We start from the raw sequence: 18,677 nt of genomic DNA on the forward strand, positions 1-18,677 counted from the left end.
CCGGTTTCAAATTTCAATTCGTTAGTGCCTGAATGGGGGCAGGTATCCTTCCACCGCGTGCTATAAACTTTTCTGAACTGAATTCAGAGACTTTCATGACCGGTGCTCTTCCAAGTAATCCTCCGTATTCCACGCTATCTCCTACTTTCTTACCCGGAGCAGGTATTAGGCGTACCGCCGTCGTTTTCTTGTTTATCATTCCAATGGCCATTTCATCGGCAATGATTGCTGAAATGGTTGCTGCAGACGTGTCTCCTGGAATTGCTATCATATCCAGTCCCACGGAACATACGCTGGTCATGGCTTCTAGCTTGTCAAGGCTCAATGCACCCAATTCGACCGCACGTATCATTCCTGCATCTTCGCTGACCGGAATGAAAGCACCACTTAAACCGCCCACATAGGATGAGGCCATTGAACCACCTTTTTTCACAGCATCGTTAAGCAGAGCAAGAGCCGCAGTTGTTCCATGTGTTCCGCAGGCCTCGAGTCCCATGGCTTCAAGGATGGCCGCAACACTATCACCTATTTCCGGGGTAGGTGCAAGGGAAAGGTCGAGAACTCCAAAATCGACATTGAGCCGTCGGGAAACTTCTCTTCCTACCATCTCTCCCATCCTTGTTATCTTAAAAGCGGTTTTCTTGATGGCTTCTGAGATCTCACCAAGGTCCGGGTCTTTCAGTTCGCGTACAGTTGAATTTACGACACCTGGTCCACTGACTCCGACATTAATGACACAATCCGGTTCTCCTATACCATGAAATGCGCCTGCCATGAAGGGATTATCTTCAGGTGCGTTTGCAAAGATAACAAGCTTTGCACATCCGATACCATCAGCATCTTTAGTTGCTTCCGCTGTCTTTTTGACTATATGTCCCATCATTGCCACAGCGTCCATGTTTATCCCTGCCTTTGTAGTTGCGACATTGATGGATGAACATACTTTTTTAGTACTGGCAAGAGCTTGCGGGATCGAATTGATAAGCTTCAGATCACCAGGAGTTATCCCTTTATGTACAAGGGCACTGAAACCTCCTATGAAATCGATACCTACATCTTCAGCAGCTTTGTCAAGGGTCTTTGCTATGGAAACATAGTCCTCAGTGTCACAACTTTCAGCAACGATAGCAATAGGGGTAACAGCAATTCGTTTGTTGGTTATGGGGATGCCGTAAAGGTTCTGAACTTCCTCTGTGGTTCTCACAAGTTCCTTTGCATAACCAGTTATCTTGTTGTAGATATTTTTATTGAGGACATCGATGTCACTATGACAGCAATCACGAAGATTAATTCCCATGGTAACTGTCCTTATATCAAAGTTCTCAGCTTTGATCATGTGGATGGTCTCAAGTATCTCTTCTGGATGAATAAGCATCTTGATCACCTGTTTTATATCCTGTGCATAAAGCGGAAGGCGTCTTCATGCTGTACACGCACTTCAACACCAAGCTCTTCCCCTTTTCCAACCATTGCTTTTTGGAATGCTGCAAGGTCAAAGTTCTCGGAATCCACACCTGCCAGCATGATCATTGTGAACAGGTCTTCCATTATGGTCTGGCTGATATCAACGATATTCACATTAAAATCTGCCATAACTTTTGTAATGCTGGCAACAATGCCTATTTTGTCGATACCGATAACAGTGATTATGAAGCGGGTTGAGGTCATATTTTTATCCTTCTTTCAATGACTTGATAGTTCGTTAGAATGAATGGTTACGTATAAGATGTGATTTATTATAGTTCTTTTCTGTATGAATTGATCAAAAATATATTTAGTTGTAGAGCAGGAAAAGACCTGCAATATAACCGAAATAGACCAGCATGATAACTACACCTTCCCATCTGTCAAGCCGTTTTTTCGTGATCCCGAAAATAATAAGCAAGAGCATGATAACTATCATGAATGGAAAGTCATACATAAGGGATTGGTCAAGGATCGGAATATCTCTTATCTGTGAGGAGAATCCAAGTATGAGTGCAATATCCATTGTGTTTGCACCGAGGATGTTTCCGATGGAAAGGTCCTGGTGCCCTTTAAGGGTTGCAGAAATTGCGGTTATAAGCTCAGGGAGAGATGTTCCAAGTGCTACAAGAGTTAATCCTATTATCATCTCAGGAATACCAAACCAGCGTGCTATCTCGGTGCCTGTGTCCACAAGTATGCGGCTTCCGATGACTACAAGTGTTGCTCCAAGTAAAAAGTAGAAGATATCTGACCGCATTTCGCCTAAAGACAGTTTTTCCCTTTTTTTATCATTCCCATCGAATATTGCGGATTGCAGACGATAGTTATAGTAGAGAAAACCAACGAATATGGTCAGTAGGATAATGCCATCGAAAGAACTTAATGTCTTATCCAATGTCAGTGCTATAAGTGTGAGCGCTGCTATCAGCATGATAGCACCTTTATGAAGGAAAGAGTGCCCATCCACAGGTATTGCCTTTACTGCTATTACCACTCCAAGTGCAAGGCCTATATTGCAGATGGCAGATCCGACCGCATTCCCGATCGTCAGGTCGGTATGACCAAGGTATGCGGCCATTGCAGAAACGGTAAATTCAGGTGCTGTCGTAGCAAAACTGACTATGGTGGCTCCGATTATGATCTTTGGAAGGCCGCTTTTGGCGGAGATGGCCACAGCGGCTTCAATGAACCAGTCCGCACCTTTGGTGATCAGGACAAGGCTTAACAGGAAAAGCAATAGGGTGGATAGCATAATGTTCACCCCTATAGCTTCCCATTAGATTTAAAATGCGTGTATCAGTCTTCTTCGGTGATGACGAGAACAGGTCCGATATTTGCTGCGATAAGCCATCGGGTAATACTTCCAAGGGGTTCGGACCTCAAAGATTCGGAACCCATTATTGTCAGGTTCACATTCTTTTCTTCGGCTATTCTTATGAGGTCCTTGGCAATGTCATCATTGTCAAGTATGATCTTTTCAACCTCTACTCCTGTTTTGTCTGCATTTTCAAGAGCATAGTTCATGTTGGCTTCGATATTCTCCTTTACGATCACCATCATCTTTTCAGCCAGTTCTTTTGGAAAGATGCATTGCAGAGTTTTTTTCCTTTCCACATAGACAATGATCAACTTGCCTGATTCTTTATCCGCGACATGTAGTGCGTGATCGATGACCCTTTTTGAAAGCTGCTTTTCATCAATGGGAACAAGAATGTTCTTATAAGCGATCTCTTCCATGTTCTTTCACCTTTTGATATTATGTCTTTGATCATTTAAGCCATTGTCACTGATACGATTTCCATCGTTCTGTCATTGAAGACCTAATGAAGTCACAGCCAGGACGATCAGTATTCCCAGTCCTACCATTCTCACGGCATGTTTTATGAGACTTTGTTTAGCGAGCTTACCTGAATATACTCCAAGTATTGCAAGAACAGATATGCTGAGTATGATTGCTATCTCAAGTGACAGCGTATCAAATAGTACGAAGGGCATTATTGGTATAAGGGAGCCAATAAGGCTTGATCCGCCGTGTGTAATGGAATCATTCCATATCTTTTTCTTTGTATCACGTTCTAGGGTTGTGGATTCAAGACTTCGTAGAAGGGGTTTTTCCAGTTCTGCAAGATTGCCATACTCGACCGCACTTTCAGCAAGATATGAACCGATACCGTTAGTCAGTGCAAGGGCAACGGCACCACCAAGAGCAGCATTGATAATGATCGATGGATCATCCACAACATGTGATGTTCCTATGACGACACCAAGCACCGCCAGTATTCCATCTATACTCCCTAATATGATGTATCTTCCCTGTTCGTGATCAAGTTTCATTTTCCATAACCTGTGGAGCATTTGAACCTTTTCGAGTAAAAAAATGTTATAATAGTACAAACAATGTTATGCTATTACTAAAACCATTATCCTTTGATCAATTTGCAATAGCAGCGTCTCTTGTCTGGGCAATATGCTTGTGCATGGCAGATTCGATTACATATTCTAATTCTTCATCCATAAAAGGTTTCTGTAAATAACCTACAGGGTTTGCAAATGATGCTCTTGTAGTTGTTTCATTGGATGAGTCCCCTGTTAAGAAAATGATTGGGACTGAGCATCTATCTTCTATCTCTAATGCTGTCTCGATACCATCAAGGTTTCCTTTGATAAAAATATCCATTATAATAAGATCAGGAATATTTTCATTGATCATCAATAATGCTTGCTTCCCTGATACTGCATGTCCTGCTATTTTATATCCCATTTCAAGAAGTTTCAACTTGATCATCATGGCGACTATCATTTCATCTTCGACTATCAGGATGCTCTTTTCTTTCATACTACCACCAGTTGAACAGATTGTAAATTGTAAATTCATTGCAAAAAAGAAAATGATCCGGAGTATCAACTCCGGTTTTAGTAGTTATGACGTACCCCCATACATCAACACTTTAAACGATCATTTATGCCAGACACATGATTTTCCTTCACCCTCATGACTTGACATGATCGTGACTTCCTTCTTTGACTCCCACAACCCATGAACGTTGCAGCTTGCCAGCGCATCTAACTTCATTACAACAGATTTGCTGCCACATTTTCCACAAACATTTACACCACGAATGTTGCATACCTGATAGGCATGGATACCCACAATTTCTTCTGTTGGTTCAACAGTAAATGTTGCTTCAGCTTTCTCATCGGAAGGTGATAGTTCTACCCTGCCGATCTTTATATCCCCGAGCGAGAGTTCGATCCATTCTATATAGTGTTCATCCTGCATAACGTGTGGTAATTCCCCCACTTTTACAGTAACTTCGAATGAACCTTTTGCGGTCATCACTTCATCAGCTTCGATAACAGGTACATGTTTCTGTTCTGTTTCTGTGATGTTTTCCGGGTCTTTAAGTCGGTTGATTACTTGTTCACTCATAAGATCACCCATTACTTCATTATTTTATACGATATTTGAAAATATATAGGTTGCCAGCAAAAATGCTGGCAACAGTTCTCACATGTTCAGAACCTGTAATTCTTGACTGAGTGGTAGAGTACCACACCGAAGAATACAAGGATCACTGCCAGCAATCCAAAATACTGTACTGGATCCCAGACGAATTGCATGGTTCCTGTTCCTTCCCAGCCCACAAGGACCGTTCCCTGAATGATCACCGGGACTACGATACAGATACCTGCCAGTATGAATATGAACAGGATATCGAATATCGTCATGAACATGCTTCTTTCTGTCTTCATTTCGCTTGCCATGTCTTTCCCCCCTTCACTCGTAATACTTAAAGTCGTACATGTGTTCTTTGATGGAGTTGTACACTCTGATACATCCGATGGTCTCGATCCCGAGCAGAAGCAACAGGAACAAGAGGTAAACCGGAAAGAGTGTACGAACTTCAGGCACTGCATCCCATAGAGTTGACATTACTGTGTAAAAGACAAATGTTTCTGAGAAGAACAATAGTCCTAATACAAGAACAATAATGCCTGCATCTTTTTTGAGGTCGTTGTGATATTTTGTTTCATTTACCATTTATCTTCCTCCATTATTTCCTGTGTGCAGGTTCAGGCCATCCAAGGTCTTCTCCCCAGTCGTGTTTTGCGTCTATGCTCCTATATCTCCATGAGAAGTAGAAGTAGGCTATTATGTAGAACAAAAGTCCGAAGATCAGGTTGTAACTGTATCCCCAGTTAAGTGTAGACATGATCACGATCGCCAGGAATATTGTGAAATATGCCAGATAAGGTTGCAGAGGTCCGACAAATGGACGTACTTTTTGTGTGTGTTCCGGGAACATCTTCCTGAAGCGTATCAGGGAGAATGGGATCATCACGTAGCATACCAGACCTGATGTGATGGAGAAAGTAATGACCTGGTCCAGGAAACCACTGTATGCAAAGGCAACAGCAATTGGCATTGTGAAAATGACTGCCCTGTATGGTGTGCTGTATTTTGTGTGTACTGCAGCGAACCAGTTGGTCAGGAAATGATCTCTTGACAGAGCAAACCAGGACCTTGATGAATCACAGACAGTACCGTTGGCACTTGCAAGACAGGTGAATAGAGTACCTACTGCAAGGAATGCAACCAGGAATTTAACACCGCTCTGGTTTGCTGCTTCAAAGAGTGGATATACTGAAACACCGAGTTCTGCGGTTGGAATGAGTCCTGCACAGACATAGAATGTCATACCTGCTCCGAGAAGAAGGGTGATCATACCTGCCTGCTGTCCAAGAGGAATAGCTCTTGTTGGGTGTTTACATTCCTCAGCACACATTGCTGCTCCTTCGATACCAAGGTAGAACCATGGTCCAAACTGCAATGCGGCGAAAACTCCGATAAATCCGTTAGGTATAGCTCCTGAAATAAGGTATTCCGGATGCCATGTTCCGCCAATTCCACCAATATTCATAAAGAAGAATGCTATAATTGCTATCAATGCTGTGAATGTAAGAGCAAAGTTAAGATTCAGTGCTGCTACAACTCCACGATAGTTCATAAATGTCAAGGCCGCGATAACAAGCAAAGTTACCGGGAATGTTTGTATTTCCGGGAAGATCGATTGTGCAATGGATGCTACAACAATAGCGTCCGCAGCTTCCAGGGCAATATATTCCATATAAACAGCAAGACCTACAATGGCCGCCGCACCGGGTCCGACGAATAGTCGTGCCCAATCGTATGGTCCACCGGCAAGTTTCGTGGATGAACCTAGTTCACTGGCACACAGTGAAACCATTACATACATAGTACCTGCAACCAGTAGTGCAAAGAGTGAACCGAGTATACCACCTTTTGCAACTGTGAAGTTCCAACCCATGTATTCGCCGACCAACACGATACCGACACCAAGTGCCCATACATGATATGGACGCAGTGTCTTTACCAGTTCGACTCCATTTGAATTTTCTGACATTTGTTCTCCTCCTGTAGCATTACTTGTTGGATACTTTGCTTGCGTCCAACAACATCCAGCCGATCAAGGCAAAACATATGAGGTAAATTACCCCGTTTATTAAAGTCCACATATCCATTTTGAATGCCCCCTTAGCATCTTGTTTGACTTTTTATTTTGATGTTTATTTGTCTATTTAAATAATGACAAATGGCGTTATAAAAAAAAACCAGCGATCTCTCGCTGGTAAAAACGTCATTGCGAATTTCAGGGTTAGAATGTAAGACCGAAGTCTTCGAGTTTCCTTCTTGCACCCTCGTAGACCTTGACATACTCGTCTGTTGGTGTAACGGTTGCAACGTCATAACAGTCCTGGAATCTCTTACCTTCAGGAGCATTTGCGTAGTTGCCTTCGTAGGAGCTGACGATGTTGTTGATCACAGCGTTCACGGAGTCGATGTCCATACCTGCTGTTGCACGTGCGACTTCTCCCATCATCCTTGCTTCCATACCGGTTGTCTTGTCAGTGATGACACCCTTTGCTGCTGCGACACCTGAGAGGATCTCACGGCCGGATGCTGTGTCATTTACTGACTGTGCTGCTGCTTCGAGGAGGCACATTTCGGTACATGGACCTGCACATGGATAGTACTGGTTACCGGTCATAAGGTCTGTGAATTCACTGAGGGTTGCACATGCCCATCCAGCGATCTGGAGGGTTTCTCTGGTGTTGGTGGATCCCCATCTGATGTGGACAGGACCATCAAGGTGCCAGCTTGCACTGCTCATTACCATGGAGTTAAGGCTGGTTGCAATGTCTACAATGGTTGTTTCCTCAATACCGCCAGCGTATCCGCCGAAGATAGGCATCTGTTCATCCATGATGATGTCGCTGTTACCCTTGTAGTGTGCGATAACTGCGATCGCATCGAGGTCGATCTTAAGCTCGTTGAGCTGTGATACTTCATGGCTGTCACTTGTTACCTGGCCACCGACACAGTCGGAAGCGATATTTCCCTGAGCGGACAGGGAAGTCTCAGGTCCCTAAACAGCCATACCAGGTCTGCCAGCCATTGCTGCTGCGTTCTTGATGAGCCTTGTCTCGGACTTTGCTGCGAGGATCTCGTATGGGCTGCCTGGTATAGGTGGCTTACCACGGATTGTCATCATGACACCGTTAACGATCGTGTCGACTTCCTTCTCGAGTGCATAGCTCATGTGTATTGGCATGAACATATCTTCTGAGATAGGTGAGCCGGTTGGACCGCCCTGTACTATAGGCTTTCTCTTGTCGCCTACTGTCCTCTTCTTCATCTGTACTGAATCTCTGCCGGTACCGAGCTGGAATGCTGGCATTGGGTTGTTGATAGCGTCCCAGATCTCGTCCTCTGTGTATTTGACGATCCTCTTTGTGTCTGTGCAGTAGATACCACAGTCAAGGAGCATTTCGAAACCTGCCTTGAAGAGTCTCTCCATCTGGTCCTTGTCAGTTGGAACGCTCTCGGTGCCAAAGTCAAGGTTGTATTTCTGCTTGAGTTCCATTGACTTCATTGGAATGGTCATCAGATCCCAGTCATCCTGGGTACATTTCTCTCCTTTCTGTGCTCGGTCGTAGAAGTCAAAGCAGGTAACTGATTTTGTAAATGTCATTTTGATCTCTCCTGCTCATGCCATAAGTTCAAGTGCTACTCTTGCTGCTTCTGCTGCATTTTCGGCTGTGCCGTCTGCACCGCATTCATCGATCCATGCATCTGTGACTGGTGCGCCACCGAACATGATCTTAACGGAATCTCTGAGGTTCTCTTCTTCGAGTAACCTTACTACATCTTTCTGGCCAAGCATTGAGGTTGTCATAAGTGCGGAACCGACAAGGAGCATTTTCTTACCCTTGTTCTTTGCAATTGCTTCTACTACATCCTCGTTTGGAATATCTGTTCCAAGGTCAAGGATCTCAAAGCCGTTTGCACCGAGCATTGTTGTAACAAGGCGGTGACCGATATCGTGAATATCTCCTTCCTGTACGAAAGTTACTGCCATGCCTACACCCTCATCTTCGCCTTTCTCTTCTGCGAGAATTGGCTCAAGGATCTCCATTGCAGCCTTCATTGCCTTTGCAGACATCATGATCTGTGGAAGGTAGATAGTTGCTGCTTCGAAGTTGTCGCCTACGATCTTCATTCCTGGTGCAAGTGCTTCGTTGATAATGTCGAAAGCAGTAATTCCTGCATCAAGAGCTTCCTGTGTTATTGCAGGGCAGCCGTTGATATCCTGGTTCACTATTGCATTTTTCAGCTTGTCAAAAAGTTCTTGATTTCCCATTTCTATTTCACCTTTTTTGTATTACGCAATATTGTCTGTTCAATGCCAATTTAGAGTAGGCATCAGTAAATTAACATCAGTTCCAAAAACATATAACCTAGCCGATAGCGTTTTTGTAAACTATATTAAAATATGCCCATGCCGTTTGAACTTGTAATAACTAAACAAATTGATATGGGTGTATATGTTCGAATAAAACTGTAAATTTTATCATTTAGCTACAATTGGCAGGATGGATAAAAAACAACAATGCCTTGAAAATCGACAATGGTGTTGAAACGTTGAATGCAAAAGATGGTGAATACTAGTGAGGCTACTACTGTACCTTAAATGAAGCGAATCAAAATGAGGAGGAATGATAAAATAGTTCTCTTTTTATCATTTTACAGCTTTATCATTTTCCATTTCACGCCGGTGTTTATGGATGGCGATCTCAATATTGCTACTTAAGTCTCTTTCTGTAAATGGTTTCAGGATGTATCCATAAGGTTCGGTAAGTTTAGCTCTTTCGAGGGTATTTTCATCGGAGTGTGCTGTAAGATATATCACGGGGATCGAAAACCTCTTACGTATCTCATCAGCAGCTTCAATACCATCCATATCTCCTTTCAGCATAATGTCCATAAGCACAAGGTCCGGAAATGTTCCTTCTACTTTATTGATAGCATCTGTTCCGGTAGCTGCAATCCCTGAGACGACATAACCAAGTTCCATCAATCTCTTTTTTATCACCATTGCTACGATCGCTTCATCTTCAACTACTAATATCCTGGTATTTTTCATAGTGACACCTTGTTATTTACCATCACGGAAAGTTATTGTAAATGTAGTCCTGTCGGTCGTATCTAGTTCCACTTCTCCTTCTATCTGGGAAACGAGATTCGTCACAAGCTGTAATCCAAGGGATTTAGTATTCTTAAAATCAATATCCTCCGGGAAATGCTTGCCTGTATTGCTAATGGTAAGTTCAAATAGCTCTCCCCTTTTGAAAAAATCGATATCTATCTCTCCTTTTACACCGTTTTCAAAAGCATGTTGGAGTGCGTTGGATGTAAGTTCGTTTATGATGATCCCAAGAGGTACAGCTGTATCCATTCCAAGGAACACATCTTCTACGTTGAGAATAAGTTTCACATTTTCTTCCTCTACTCTATAGGAGTGAAAAAGATGGTCTGTAAGATCCTTGATGTAGTCAGCAAGATCAAGACTGACAAGGTCCTTTGACTGGTAGAGCTTCTCATGAATAAGTGCTATCGAACGTACGCGGTTCTCACTGTCCCTGAATGCATCGATTACTTCTTGGTAACGGAAATTGAGTGATTCCAGATACAGCATTCCAGAAACGACCTGAAGATTGTTCTTGATACGATGATGTATCTCTTTCGTTCTTATCTCATCCATTTCCTTCAGTGCTTTCTCCGCTTTGACACGCTCGGTAATATCAAGTATCGTTCCCTGGAAGTATGCGATTTTCCCTTCATCATCGCGTTGTATGGACGTATCTTCATGCACCCAGCGTATTTCTCCACTTTTGGTAACTATCCGATAGTCTTTGTGGAAATGATCGTGACCTTCATCTGCACACCTTTTCAATTCGGACCAGACACTATCCAGGTCATCTTTGTAAATTATATTGCTATACAAAAGATCTCCTGATAAGAACTCTTCCAATGAATAGCCAAATTGAGCAACATTGTCGGAAACGAATTCAACAGGATAGTCATAATCGAACTTCCACCAAAATACCACAACTTTACTGCTGTTCACTGCTGATTCCATTTTTTGTATCAATTCATATGAGTTTTGTAATTCTTTGGAGTAGGCAGTTAAAGAATCCATTATTTCGTTCATACCTTCGGGTATGAGCTTAAAGTCGATCTCCACATCCGTATTAGCTCTGGCATCGAGATCCCCCTTTATCGCAGCTCCTGATACCTTCTTAAAATCAATAACTATCTCGTTGATCCTGTCTGTAAATGAAGTTGCTATTAAGTATGCCATGGCACCCATAAAGATGATCGAGAATGTATAGATCGTGATAAGGGTGGAGCGCAATGATTCCACACCGGCTAACATCTCTTCGGTAGGAACAACTAGTACAATAGCGAATTTGCCTGTCTCGATGGGTTCGTAGAACATGACAACTTCTTTTTTGCTGACCGGGTCTATGGTATCTATGTGTCCTCCAATACCATTATTGATGTCCTTGGTAGCTTTTTCTATCATCGGGATCTCAAAATCTGCCATTGATCTTAAGCCGATCCAGTCCTTTCTCGTTGGATGGGATAGTAGTACTCCGGTATTGCTTACCATGAACAGATAACCCGTATCAAATGCTTTTACGCTGCTTACGGTCTCATCGACATAGTTTAGCTCTACATCGACCCCACCTATGCCTTTGAACTCTCCATCTTTGACAATGGGTGCATCATAACTTACGATAAGAGCACCCTGGTAGAGATAGGGTTCTGTGACGATCTCCTGTTCCAGTTGTTTTGTAAGCTGATAATAATCCAGGGTATCGTAATCTACAAGCGGTTCTACGAACATTTCACCGCCGATCTTGTTCCAGTAAGGGATGAAACGGCCGGTTTCATCGTGAGCTGCATCAGCATTGATAAATTCAGAATCACGGCCGTCAAAAGCGCTTGGTTCGAAAGCAACATATACGGCAAGAAGGTCTTGATTCTCCAGTAATAGTTCTTCCAGCATGGCATTTATTTCATCACGGTCAGCATTATCATATCTGACCAGAAGTGCTGCGAGGGTTTGTGCAACTGCCATGTTCGCTTTCATATCGGCATTGTAGCCATTTGCGAAACTTTTTGCGTTTTGAATGGAGTCGTGATATGCAAGTTGTTCTTCCTGTTCGGTAACTGTGGAGATGACAATGGAAGTAGAAGCGGATAATATCAGAAATACTCCTATTACAATATATAGTACGAGTTTTACTTTTAGTGATATATCTTTCCATTTCATTATCGCTTCACGTCCGTGTGATCTTCACATTAATTTATTCAATAAGGTGTGGATAGGTTCTGATAATGTTCGAACAACATTTCTCCCCATTCTAATGCACTGGATTCAAAGCTCATAATGTCGTGATGATCATATTTGCCTTGAATATTGAAAAGGCTCATGTAGATGAAATTGTCAGTGACACTGAATGAGGGTGGTTTTATTGTATCTTCGCAAACAAGAACTGTAGTGTTCTTTGAGCTAAGGAATGATTCCATTTCCTTTTCAGAATCGCTCAGCATTCTTTCAAGTACGGATTCTGTAAGTATGATATCTATATTGACTCCGGCAGTGTCCAGTTTACTGAGAAGGTCAAGGTTATCTGGATGGTAAAGGGAGAGTACGGACGATACTTTGTTTGATATTTGCATGTTATTCAGGAAGTCATCCTGAAGTTCATACATATGATCAAGGTCAGGTACTATTAATTGAATATTCCCAAGGCTTCCAATGTTATCCAGAAGCTCATCTGGAATTGCGGTCAGGTCTCTTTCATCCCAGTATTCACAGGATACATCAAAGACTTTAAGCATGCTTGAGAGGGGTTTCATGTTCTCAACGACCAGTCTTCCGATACTGGTCAATTCATATGATCCGTTCTCATTCTTATCTATGAACCCTACTTCCCTCAGTTTTTTTATTTGTGGAAGTATGGATGAAGAGGTAACTGCAAGGGTAGAATCTATCGTTTTGATATCAGCAGGATTATTAAGTAGCATAAGGAGAAGATTTTCCCTTTTTTCAGAGAGAAAAATAGTTTCAATAAGTTCCATTGGCATCTTGAATATTCTCCTGTTATATCTCTGTTATCTCTGTTGATTGGTCACAATAATACTGGAAAAGCTCTTTTCCCCATTTCAGGGCGGTTTCATCGAAGCTCATTATGTCTCTGTGATCATAACGCCCCTGGTCATTGAAAAAGCTGACATACATGAACCAGTCTGAGACATCGACAGCTGGAGGTCTTCCTTCGCCTTCATAGAGGTACAATCTTGTGCTTTCTGACGAAAGTAGGAACTCCAGTTCTGAAGCACAATTTTTTTGCATTCTTTTAAAAACGGATCTTGAAAGTAAGAGTGTGAGACTGTCTGCTTTTTCTGCAAGTTGGGAATAGAACTTTGGATATTCCGGGCGGAAAAATGAGATAATAGACATTATTTCTTTTGATCTCAATAAGTTCTCAGTGAATTCCTTTGGTATCTCAAAAGTATAGTTCAGATCCGGTTCAAGAAGGAGATAGTTACCAAGTTCGTGAAGTCTTTTAAATAGATGTGGTGGAAGTATGTTAATGTCATGCTGTTCCCAGTAACTTCTATTCTCGTTTATCATTCGCAATGTGTTAAGCAAGGGGAGTATGTTTCTGACTATAAGTCTGCCGGTATTGGAAAGCCTATAAGTTTCATCTTCTTCAACGATAAGATATTTTTCTTTTAACTTTTTTATCTGTGGCATCATTCCACGTGAGGTCACATTAAGGGAGACCTTTATCTGTTCTATATCTCTTGGCCCTTCCATAAGTAACAAAAGCAGGTTTGTCCTTTTCTCAGAAAGCCAGACATTATCTGTCAATGAAGAATTCATTATACCCCTTTATCCCAAAATACTGCTGATGATATATTTCAGCTTCTATTTGTAACAGTATAATGATTGTTTGTTAGATAAGAAGGTTTCTATTTATTGTTGTGAATGTAACTGAAATTTATTTAGAAACATCTTATAGAAATTAGGCTTCAATGACAGTAAAAAAAATAAAAGGAGAAGTTGTGGCAGTTAAACCACAACCAATTGGAGTCAATTTAATAAATATAGTTCTTAAGAGAGTGGCGCAGGATCACAGCAAAGAATACAAGGATCACTGACAGCAATCCAAAATATTGTACTGGATCCCATTCGAACACCATGGGTCCAGTATCTCCTCCTCCAAGTATAATTACGGGAGCTATTACACAAATACCTGCGACAACGAAGATGAACAGGATATCTGCAATCTGCATGACCATACTACTTTTTACTTCAGATTTTGCCATATTTCCATCCCCTTAATCGTAATATTTAAAGTCGTACATGTGTTCCTTTATGGATTTGTACACAGTAATGCAACCGATGGTCTCGATCCCGAGCAGGAGCACCAGGAACAAGAGGTAGACCGGGAAGATTATACGAACTTCAGGCACTGCATCCCACAGAGTTGATATTATCTTGTAAAAGACAAATGTCTCTGAGAAGAACAATAGTCCTAACACAAGAACAATAATACCTGCATCTTTTTTGAGGTCGTTGTGATATTTTGTCTTATTTACCATTTTTCTTCCTCCATTATCTCCTGTGTGAGGGTTCAGGCCATCCGAGGTCTTCTCCCCAATCGTGATTAATCTCAATGCTCTTGTATCTCCACGAGAAGTAGAAGTATGCTATCACGTAGAACAAGAGTCCGAAGATAAGGTTGAAACCGTATCCCCAGTTAAGGGTAGACATGATCACAATGGCAAGGAAGATCGTAATATATGCAATTGTTGGCTGCAGAGGGCTCACAAACGGGCGAACCTTCTTGCTGTGCTCCGGGAATAACTTCCTGAAGCGGATCAGGGAAAATGGGATCATTACATAGCAGATCAGACCTGATATGATTGAAAAGGTGATGACCTGATCGAGGAAACCACTAAATGCAAATGCGATTGCTATAGGCATTGTGAAAATGACTGCCCTGTATGGGGTGCTGTAACGTGGATGCACGTCAGCGAACCAATTTGTCAGAAATTTATCCCTTGAAAGGGCAAACCATGACCGTGATGCGTCGCAAACTGTACCGTTTGCACTTGCAAGACAGGTGAAAAGTGTACCGATCCCGAGAGCTGCAATAAGGAATTTTGAACCTGTTGCTGTTGCTGCTTCAAAGAGTGGGTATACTGAAGTACCGAGTTCTGCGGCTGGGATCAGACCTGAACATATGTAGAGGGTCATACCTGAACCGAGAAGAAGGGTTATCATACCTGCTTGCTGACCAAGAGGAACTGCTCTTGTTGGATGTTTACATTCTTCTGCACACATTGCTGCTCCTTCGATACCAAGGTAGAACCAGGGTCCAAATTGCAGAGCCGCAAAAATACCGATAAAACCGTTAGGCATAGCTCCTGATATTAGATATTCTGGATGCCATGTGCCGGCAAATCCGGTAATGTTGGCGAAGAAGAAAACAATAATAGCTATCAATGCAGTGAACGTGAGTGCAAAGTTAAGATTAAGGGCAGCCACGACTCCACGATAGTTCATAAATGTTAAGAATGCGATAATTAACAGTGTAACCGGGAATGTTTGTATTTCCGGGAAGATCGAATTTGTGATGGATGCAACGACAATAGCGTCAGCAGCTTCCAGGGCAATGAATTCCATGTATACTGCAAGACCAACAAGTGCAGCTGCACCAGGTCCTACGAATAATCTTGCCCAATCATAAGGTCCGCCTGCAAGTTTAGTTGATGATCCTAGTTCACTAGCGCATAAAGAAACCATTACAAACATGGTACCGGCAACCAGCAGTGCAAAGAGTGAACCAAGTATTCCACCTTTTGCAACTGTGAAGTTCCATCCCATGTATTCGCCTACCAGAACAATACCAACTCCAAGCGCCCATACGTGATAGGGGCGGAGTGTTTTTACAACACCGGCATGTTCCGAATTTGTATTTCCAGACATTTAACTCTCCTTATAAACCACAATTATTTTGAGACTTTACTGGCATCTAACAACATCCAACCTATCAAAATAAAACAGGTCAAATAGATGATTCCATTTATTATAGTCCATGTATCCATGTTCGTGCACCTTTTCCTTAAGGGGTAAGTTACCACTTTACCTTTCAAAGGACAACTTTTAGGTGTGAGTTGCCTCTTTTCAAGGGATTTTGTGCCACATATTACATTGTATTATTTATATTTTTTGGTCAATAGTGTGGAGGAAATGTCCTTCTGGCACTCTAAAATATAAATTTTTCTATTAGAAAATTGCTATTAAAATATTTTTAAAGATTATCTGCAATTTTATTTTAAAAAAGAAGGCAAGGGAGGTTCACTCAAATTTATTACATTTATAATTGTTGATATGTTCTTTTTTGAAATGTTGGCCCTTTAGTATCTACTCGATACACTGGACAGTATCGAATGTCTAAAAGAAGATATTCCTGTTTGTAAGGGCTGGGGACCTTTACAGCATTTGATAACGATGTTTATGCGTGTGGGTACGCGTGAGTCACCTGTTAGCCTCTGTATGCCATGTATGGGTCTTGTAGTGCTATTAGGCTGCATGCAGATGATATGATGCAGCTTTGCCTTTGTAATGATTATGGACTGAGTGTGATTTCTGTAGGAATTAAATCTCGTATAAGATCCTTGCAGTAATATATAGGTGCTTTATGAGGTGCCTATGCGGTAAAATAAGTAAAAAAGAAAAGAATGCCAGCACGCATGCTGGCAAAGATATCATGTAATGTTTTGATCTTAGAATGTAAGACCGAAGTCTTCGAGTTTCCTTCTTGCACCCTCGTAGACCTTGACATACTCGTCTGTTGGTGTAACGGTTGCAACATCGTAACAGTCCTGGAATCTCTTACCCTCAGGAGCATTTGCGTAGTTGCCTTCGTAGGAGCTGACGATGTTGTTGATAACAGCGTTCACGGAGTCGATGTCCATGCCTGCTGTTGCACGTGCGACTTCTCCCATCATCCTTGCTTCCATACCGGTTGTCTTGTCAGTGATGACACCTTTTGCTGCTGCGACACCTGAGAGGATTTCACGGCCGGATGCTGTGTCATTTACTGACTGTGCTGCTGCTTCGAGGAGGCACATTTCGGTACATGGACCTGCACATGGATAGTACTGGTTACCGGTCATAAGGTCTGTGAATTCACTGAGGGTTGCACATGCCCATCCAGCGATCTGGAGGGTTTCTCTGGTGTTGGTGGATCCCCATCTGATGTGGACAGGACCATCAAGGTGCCAGCTTGCACTGCTCATTACCATGGAGTTAAGGCTGGTTGCAATGTCTACAATGGTTGTTTCCTCAATACCGCCAGCGTATCCGCCGAAGATAGGCATCTGTTCATCCATGATGATGTCGCTGTTACCCTTGTAGTGTGCGATAACTGCGATCGCATCGAGGTCGATCTTAAGCTCGTTGAGCTGTGATACTTCATGGCTGTCACTTGTTACCTGGCCACCGACACAGTCGGAAGCGATATTTCCCTGAGCGGACAGGGAAGTCTCAGGTCCCTAAACAGCCATACCAGGTCTGCCAGCCATTGCTGCTGCGTTCTTGATGAGCCTTGTCTCGGACTTTGCTGCGAGGATCTCGTATGGGCTGCCTGGTATAGGTGGCTTACCACGGATTGTCATCATGACACCGTTAACGATCGTGTCGACTTCCTTCTCGAGTGCATAGCTCATGTGTATTGGCATGAACATATCTTCTGAGATAGGTGAGCCGGTTGGACCGCCCTGTACTATAGGCTTTCTCTTGTCGCCTACTGTCCTCTTCTTCATCTGTACTGAATCTCTGCCGGTACCGAGCTGGAATGCTGGCATTGGGTTGTTGATAGCGTCCCAGATCTCGTCCTCTGTGTATTTGACGATCCTCTTTGTGTCTGTGCAGTAGATACCACAGTCAAGGAGCATTTCGAAACCTGCCTTGAAGAGTCTCTCCATCTGGTCCTTGTCAGTTGGAACGCTCTCGGTGCCAAAGTCAAGGTTGTATTTCTGCTTGAGTTCCATTGACTTCATTGGAATGGTCATCAGATCCCAGTCATCCTGGGTACATTTCTCTCCTTTCTGTGCTCGGTCGTAGAAGTCAAAGCAGGTAACTGATTTTGTAAATGTCATTTTGATCTCTCCTGCTCATGCCATAAGTTCAAGTGCTACTCTTGCTGCTTCTGCTGCATTTTCGGCTGTGCCGTCTGCACCGCATTCATCGATCCATGCATCTGTGACTGGTGCGCCACCGAACATGATCTTAACGGAATCTCTGAGGTTCTCTTCTTCGAGTAACCTTACTACATCTTTCTGGCCAAGCATTGAGGTTGTCATAAGTGCGGAACCGACAAGGAGCATTTTCTTACCCTTGTTCTTTGCAATTGCTTCTACTACATCCTCGTTTGGAATATCTGTTCCAAGGTCAAGGATCTCAAAGCCGTTTGCACCGAGCATTGTTGTAACAAGGCGGTGACCGATATCGTGAATATCTCCTTCCTGTACGAAAGTTACTGCCATGCCTACACCCTCATCTTCGCCTTTCTCTTCTGCGAGAATTGGCTCAAGGATCTCCATTGCAGCCTTCATTGCCTTTGCAGACATCATGATCTGTGGAAGGTAGATAGTTGCTGCTTCGAAGTTGTCGCCTACGATCTTCATTCCTGGTGCAAGTGCTTCGTTGATAATGTCGAAAGCAGTAATTCCTGCATCAAGAGCTTCCTGTGTTATT

General features: G+C 42.7%; 19 protein-coding genes and 2 pseudogenes. All 21 read right to left on the bottom strand.

Annotated features, from left to right (window positions below; translation table 11 throughout):
- Positions 1–13: 13 nt before the first annotated feature.
- On the bottom strand, positions 14–1,375 hold the full coding sequence (locus tag KDK67_RS02720) for a PFL family protein (protein WP_250867306.1): 1,362 nt from the start codon (positions 1,373–1,375) through the stop codon (positions 14–16).
- Positions 1,376–1,389: 14 nt separating this feature from the next.
- The gene (locus KDK67_RS02725; RefSeq protein WP_250867307.1) at positions 1,390–1,668 is read right to left on the bottom strand and encodes an ACT domain-containing protein; all 279 of its coding nucleotides are present in this window, start codon (positions 1,666–1,668) and stop codon (positions 1,390–1,392) included.
- Positions 1,669–1,774: 106 nt separating this feature from the next.
- Positions 1,775–2,719: a calcium/sodium antiporter gene (locus KDK67_RS02730; protein WP_250867308.1), complete on the bottom strand. Its 945-nt coding sequence runs from the start codon at positions 2,717–2,719 to the stop codon at positions 1,775–1,777.
- A gap of 44 nt (positions 2,720–2,763) precedes the next feature.
- Positions 2,764–3,204: a universal stress protein gene (locus tag KDK67_RS02735; RefSeq protein ID WP_250867309.1), complete on the bottom strand. Its 441-nt coding sequence runs from the start codon at positions 3,202–3,204 to the stop codon at positions 2,764–2,766.
- 72 nt (positions 3,205–3,276) lie between these two features.
- Positions 3,277–3,801: a VIT1/CCC1 transporter family protein gene (locus tag KDK67_RS02740; RefSeq protein WP_250867310.1), complete on the bottom strand. Its 525-nt coding sequence runs from the start codon at positions 3,799–3,801 to the stop codon at positions 3,277–3,279.
- 97 nt (positions 3,802–3,898) lie between these two features.
- A complete protein-coding gene (locus KDK67_RS02745) occupies positions 3,899–4,303 on the bottom strand; it encodes a response regulator (RefSeq protein WP_250867311.1) in 405 nt (134 codons plus the stop codon).
- A 120-nt stretch (positions 4,304–4,423) separates the two neighbouring features.
- Complete coding sequence (locus KDK67_RS02750; protein ID WP_250867312.1) at positions 4,424–4,897, bottom strand: class II SORL domain-containing protein; 474 nt, start codon at positions 4,895–4,897, stop codon at positions 4,424–4,426.
- Between the two features lie 86 nt (positions 4,898–4,983).
- Positions 4,984–5,232: an AcrB/AcrD/AcrF family protein gene (locus KDK67_RS02755; RefSeq protein ID WP_250867313.1), complete on the bottom strand. Its 249-nt coding sequence runs from the start codon at positions 5,230–5,232 to the stop codon at positions 4,984–4,986.
- A gap of 13 nt (positions 5,233–5,245) precedes the next feature.
- Complete coding sequence (locus tag KDK67_RS02760; RefSeq protein WP_250867314.1) at positions 5,246–5,509, bottom strand: monomethylamine transporter; 264 nt, start codon at positions 5,507–5,509, stop codon at positions 5,246–5,248.
- 13 nt (positions 5,510–5,522) lie between these two features.
- Positions 5,523–6,893, bottom strand: coding sequence for an APC family permease (locus KDK67_RS02765; protein WP_250867315.1), 1,371 nt, complete (start codon positions 6,891–6,893; stop codon positions 5,523–5,525).
- Between the two features lie 252 nt (positions 6,894–7,145).
- Positions 7,146–8,522, bottom strand: a pseudogene (locus KDK67_RS02770) (monomethylamine:corrinoid methyltransferase).
- Positions 8,523–8,537: 15 nt separating this feature from the next.
- Positions 8,538–9,191 (bottom strand): methyltransferase cognate corrinoid protein, encoded by a 654-nt coding sequence (locus KDK67_RS02775; protein ID WP_250867316.1) that lies wholly within the window; start codon positions 9,189–9,191, stop codon positions 8,538–8,540.
- Between the two features lie 378 nt (positions 9,192–9,569).
- Positions 9,570–9,974, bottom strand: coding sequence for a response regulator (locus KDK67_RS02780; RefSeq protein WP_250867317.1), 405 nt, complete (start codon positions 9,972–9,974; stop codon positions 9,570–9,572).
- A gap of 12 nt (positions 9,975–9,986) precedes the next feature.
- A complete protein-coding gene (locus KDK67_RS02785; RefSeq protein ID WP_250867318.1) occupies positions 9,987–12,170 on the bottom strand; it encodes a histidine kinase dimerization/phosphoacceptor domain -containing protein in 2,184 nt (727 codons plus the stop codon).
- Positions 12,171–12,208: 38 nt separating this feature from the next.
- Positions 12,209–12,988, bottom strand: a complete 780-nt coding sequence (locus KDK67_RS02790) for a helix-turn-helix transcriptional regulator (RefSeq protein ID WP_250867319.1) — start codon at positions 12,986–12,988, stop codon at positions 12,209–12,211.
- A gap of 16 nt (positions 12,989–13,004) precedes the next feature.
- Entirely contained in the window at positions 13,005–13,790 is a 786-nt protein-coding gene (locus tag KDK67_RS02795) for a helix-turn-helix transcriptional regulator (RefSeq protein ID WP_250867320.1), read from the bottom strand.
- Between the two features lie 215 nt (positions 13,791–14,005).
- The gene (locus tag KDK67_RS02800) at positions 14,006–14,236 is read right to left on the bottom strand and encodes an AcrB/AcrD/AcrF family protein (protein WP_250867321.1); all 231 of its coding nucleotides are present in this window, start codon (positions 14,234–14,236) and stop codon (positions 14,006–14,008) included.
- Between the two features lie 12 nt (positions 14,237–14,248).
- Complete coding sequence (locus KDK67_RS02805) at positions 14,249–14,512, bottom strand: monomethylamine transporter (protein ID WP_250867322.1); 264 nt, start codon at positions 14,510–14,512, stop codon at positions 14,249–14,251.
- 13 nt (positions 14,513–14,525) lie between these two features.
- The gene (locus tag KDK67_RS02810; RefSeq protein ID WP_250867323.1) at positions 14,526–15,902 is read right to left on the bottom strand and encodes an APC family permease; all 1,377 of its coding nucleotides are present in this window, start codon (positions 15,900–15,902) and stop codon (positions 14,526–14,528) included.
- Between the two features lie 800 nt (positions 15,903–16,702).
- Positions 16,703–18,079, bottom strand: a pseudogene (locus KDK67_RS02815) (monomethylamine:corrinoid methyltransferase).
- 15 nt (positions 18,080–18,094) lie between these two features.
- Positions 18,095–18,677: corrinoid protein (locus KDK67_RS02820; RefSeq protein ID WP_250867324.1), on the bottom strand; the 583-nt coding region annotated here is incomplete at its 5' end.

The organism is Methanococcoides seepicolus (assembly GCF_023684405.1).
Classification (GTDB): domain Archaea; phylum Halobacteriota; class Methanosarcinia; order Methanosarcinales; family Methanosarcinaceae; genus Methanococcoides; species Methanococcoides seepicolus.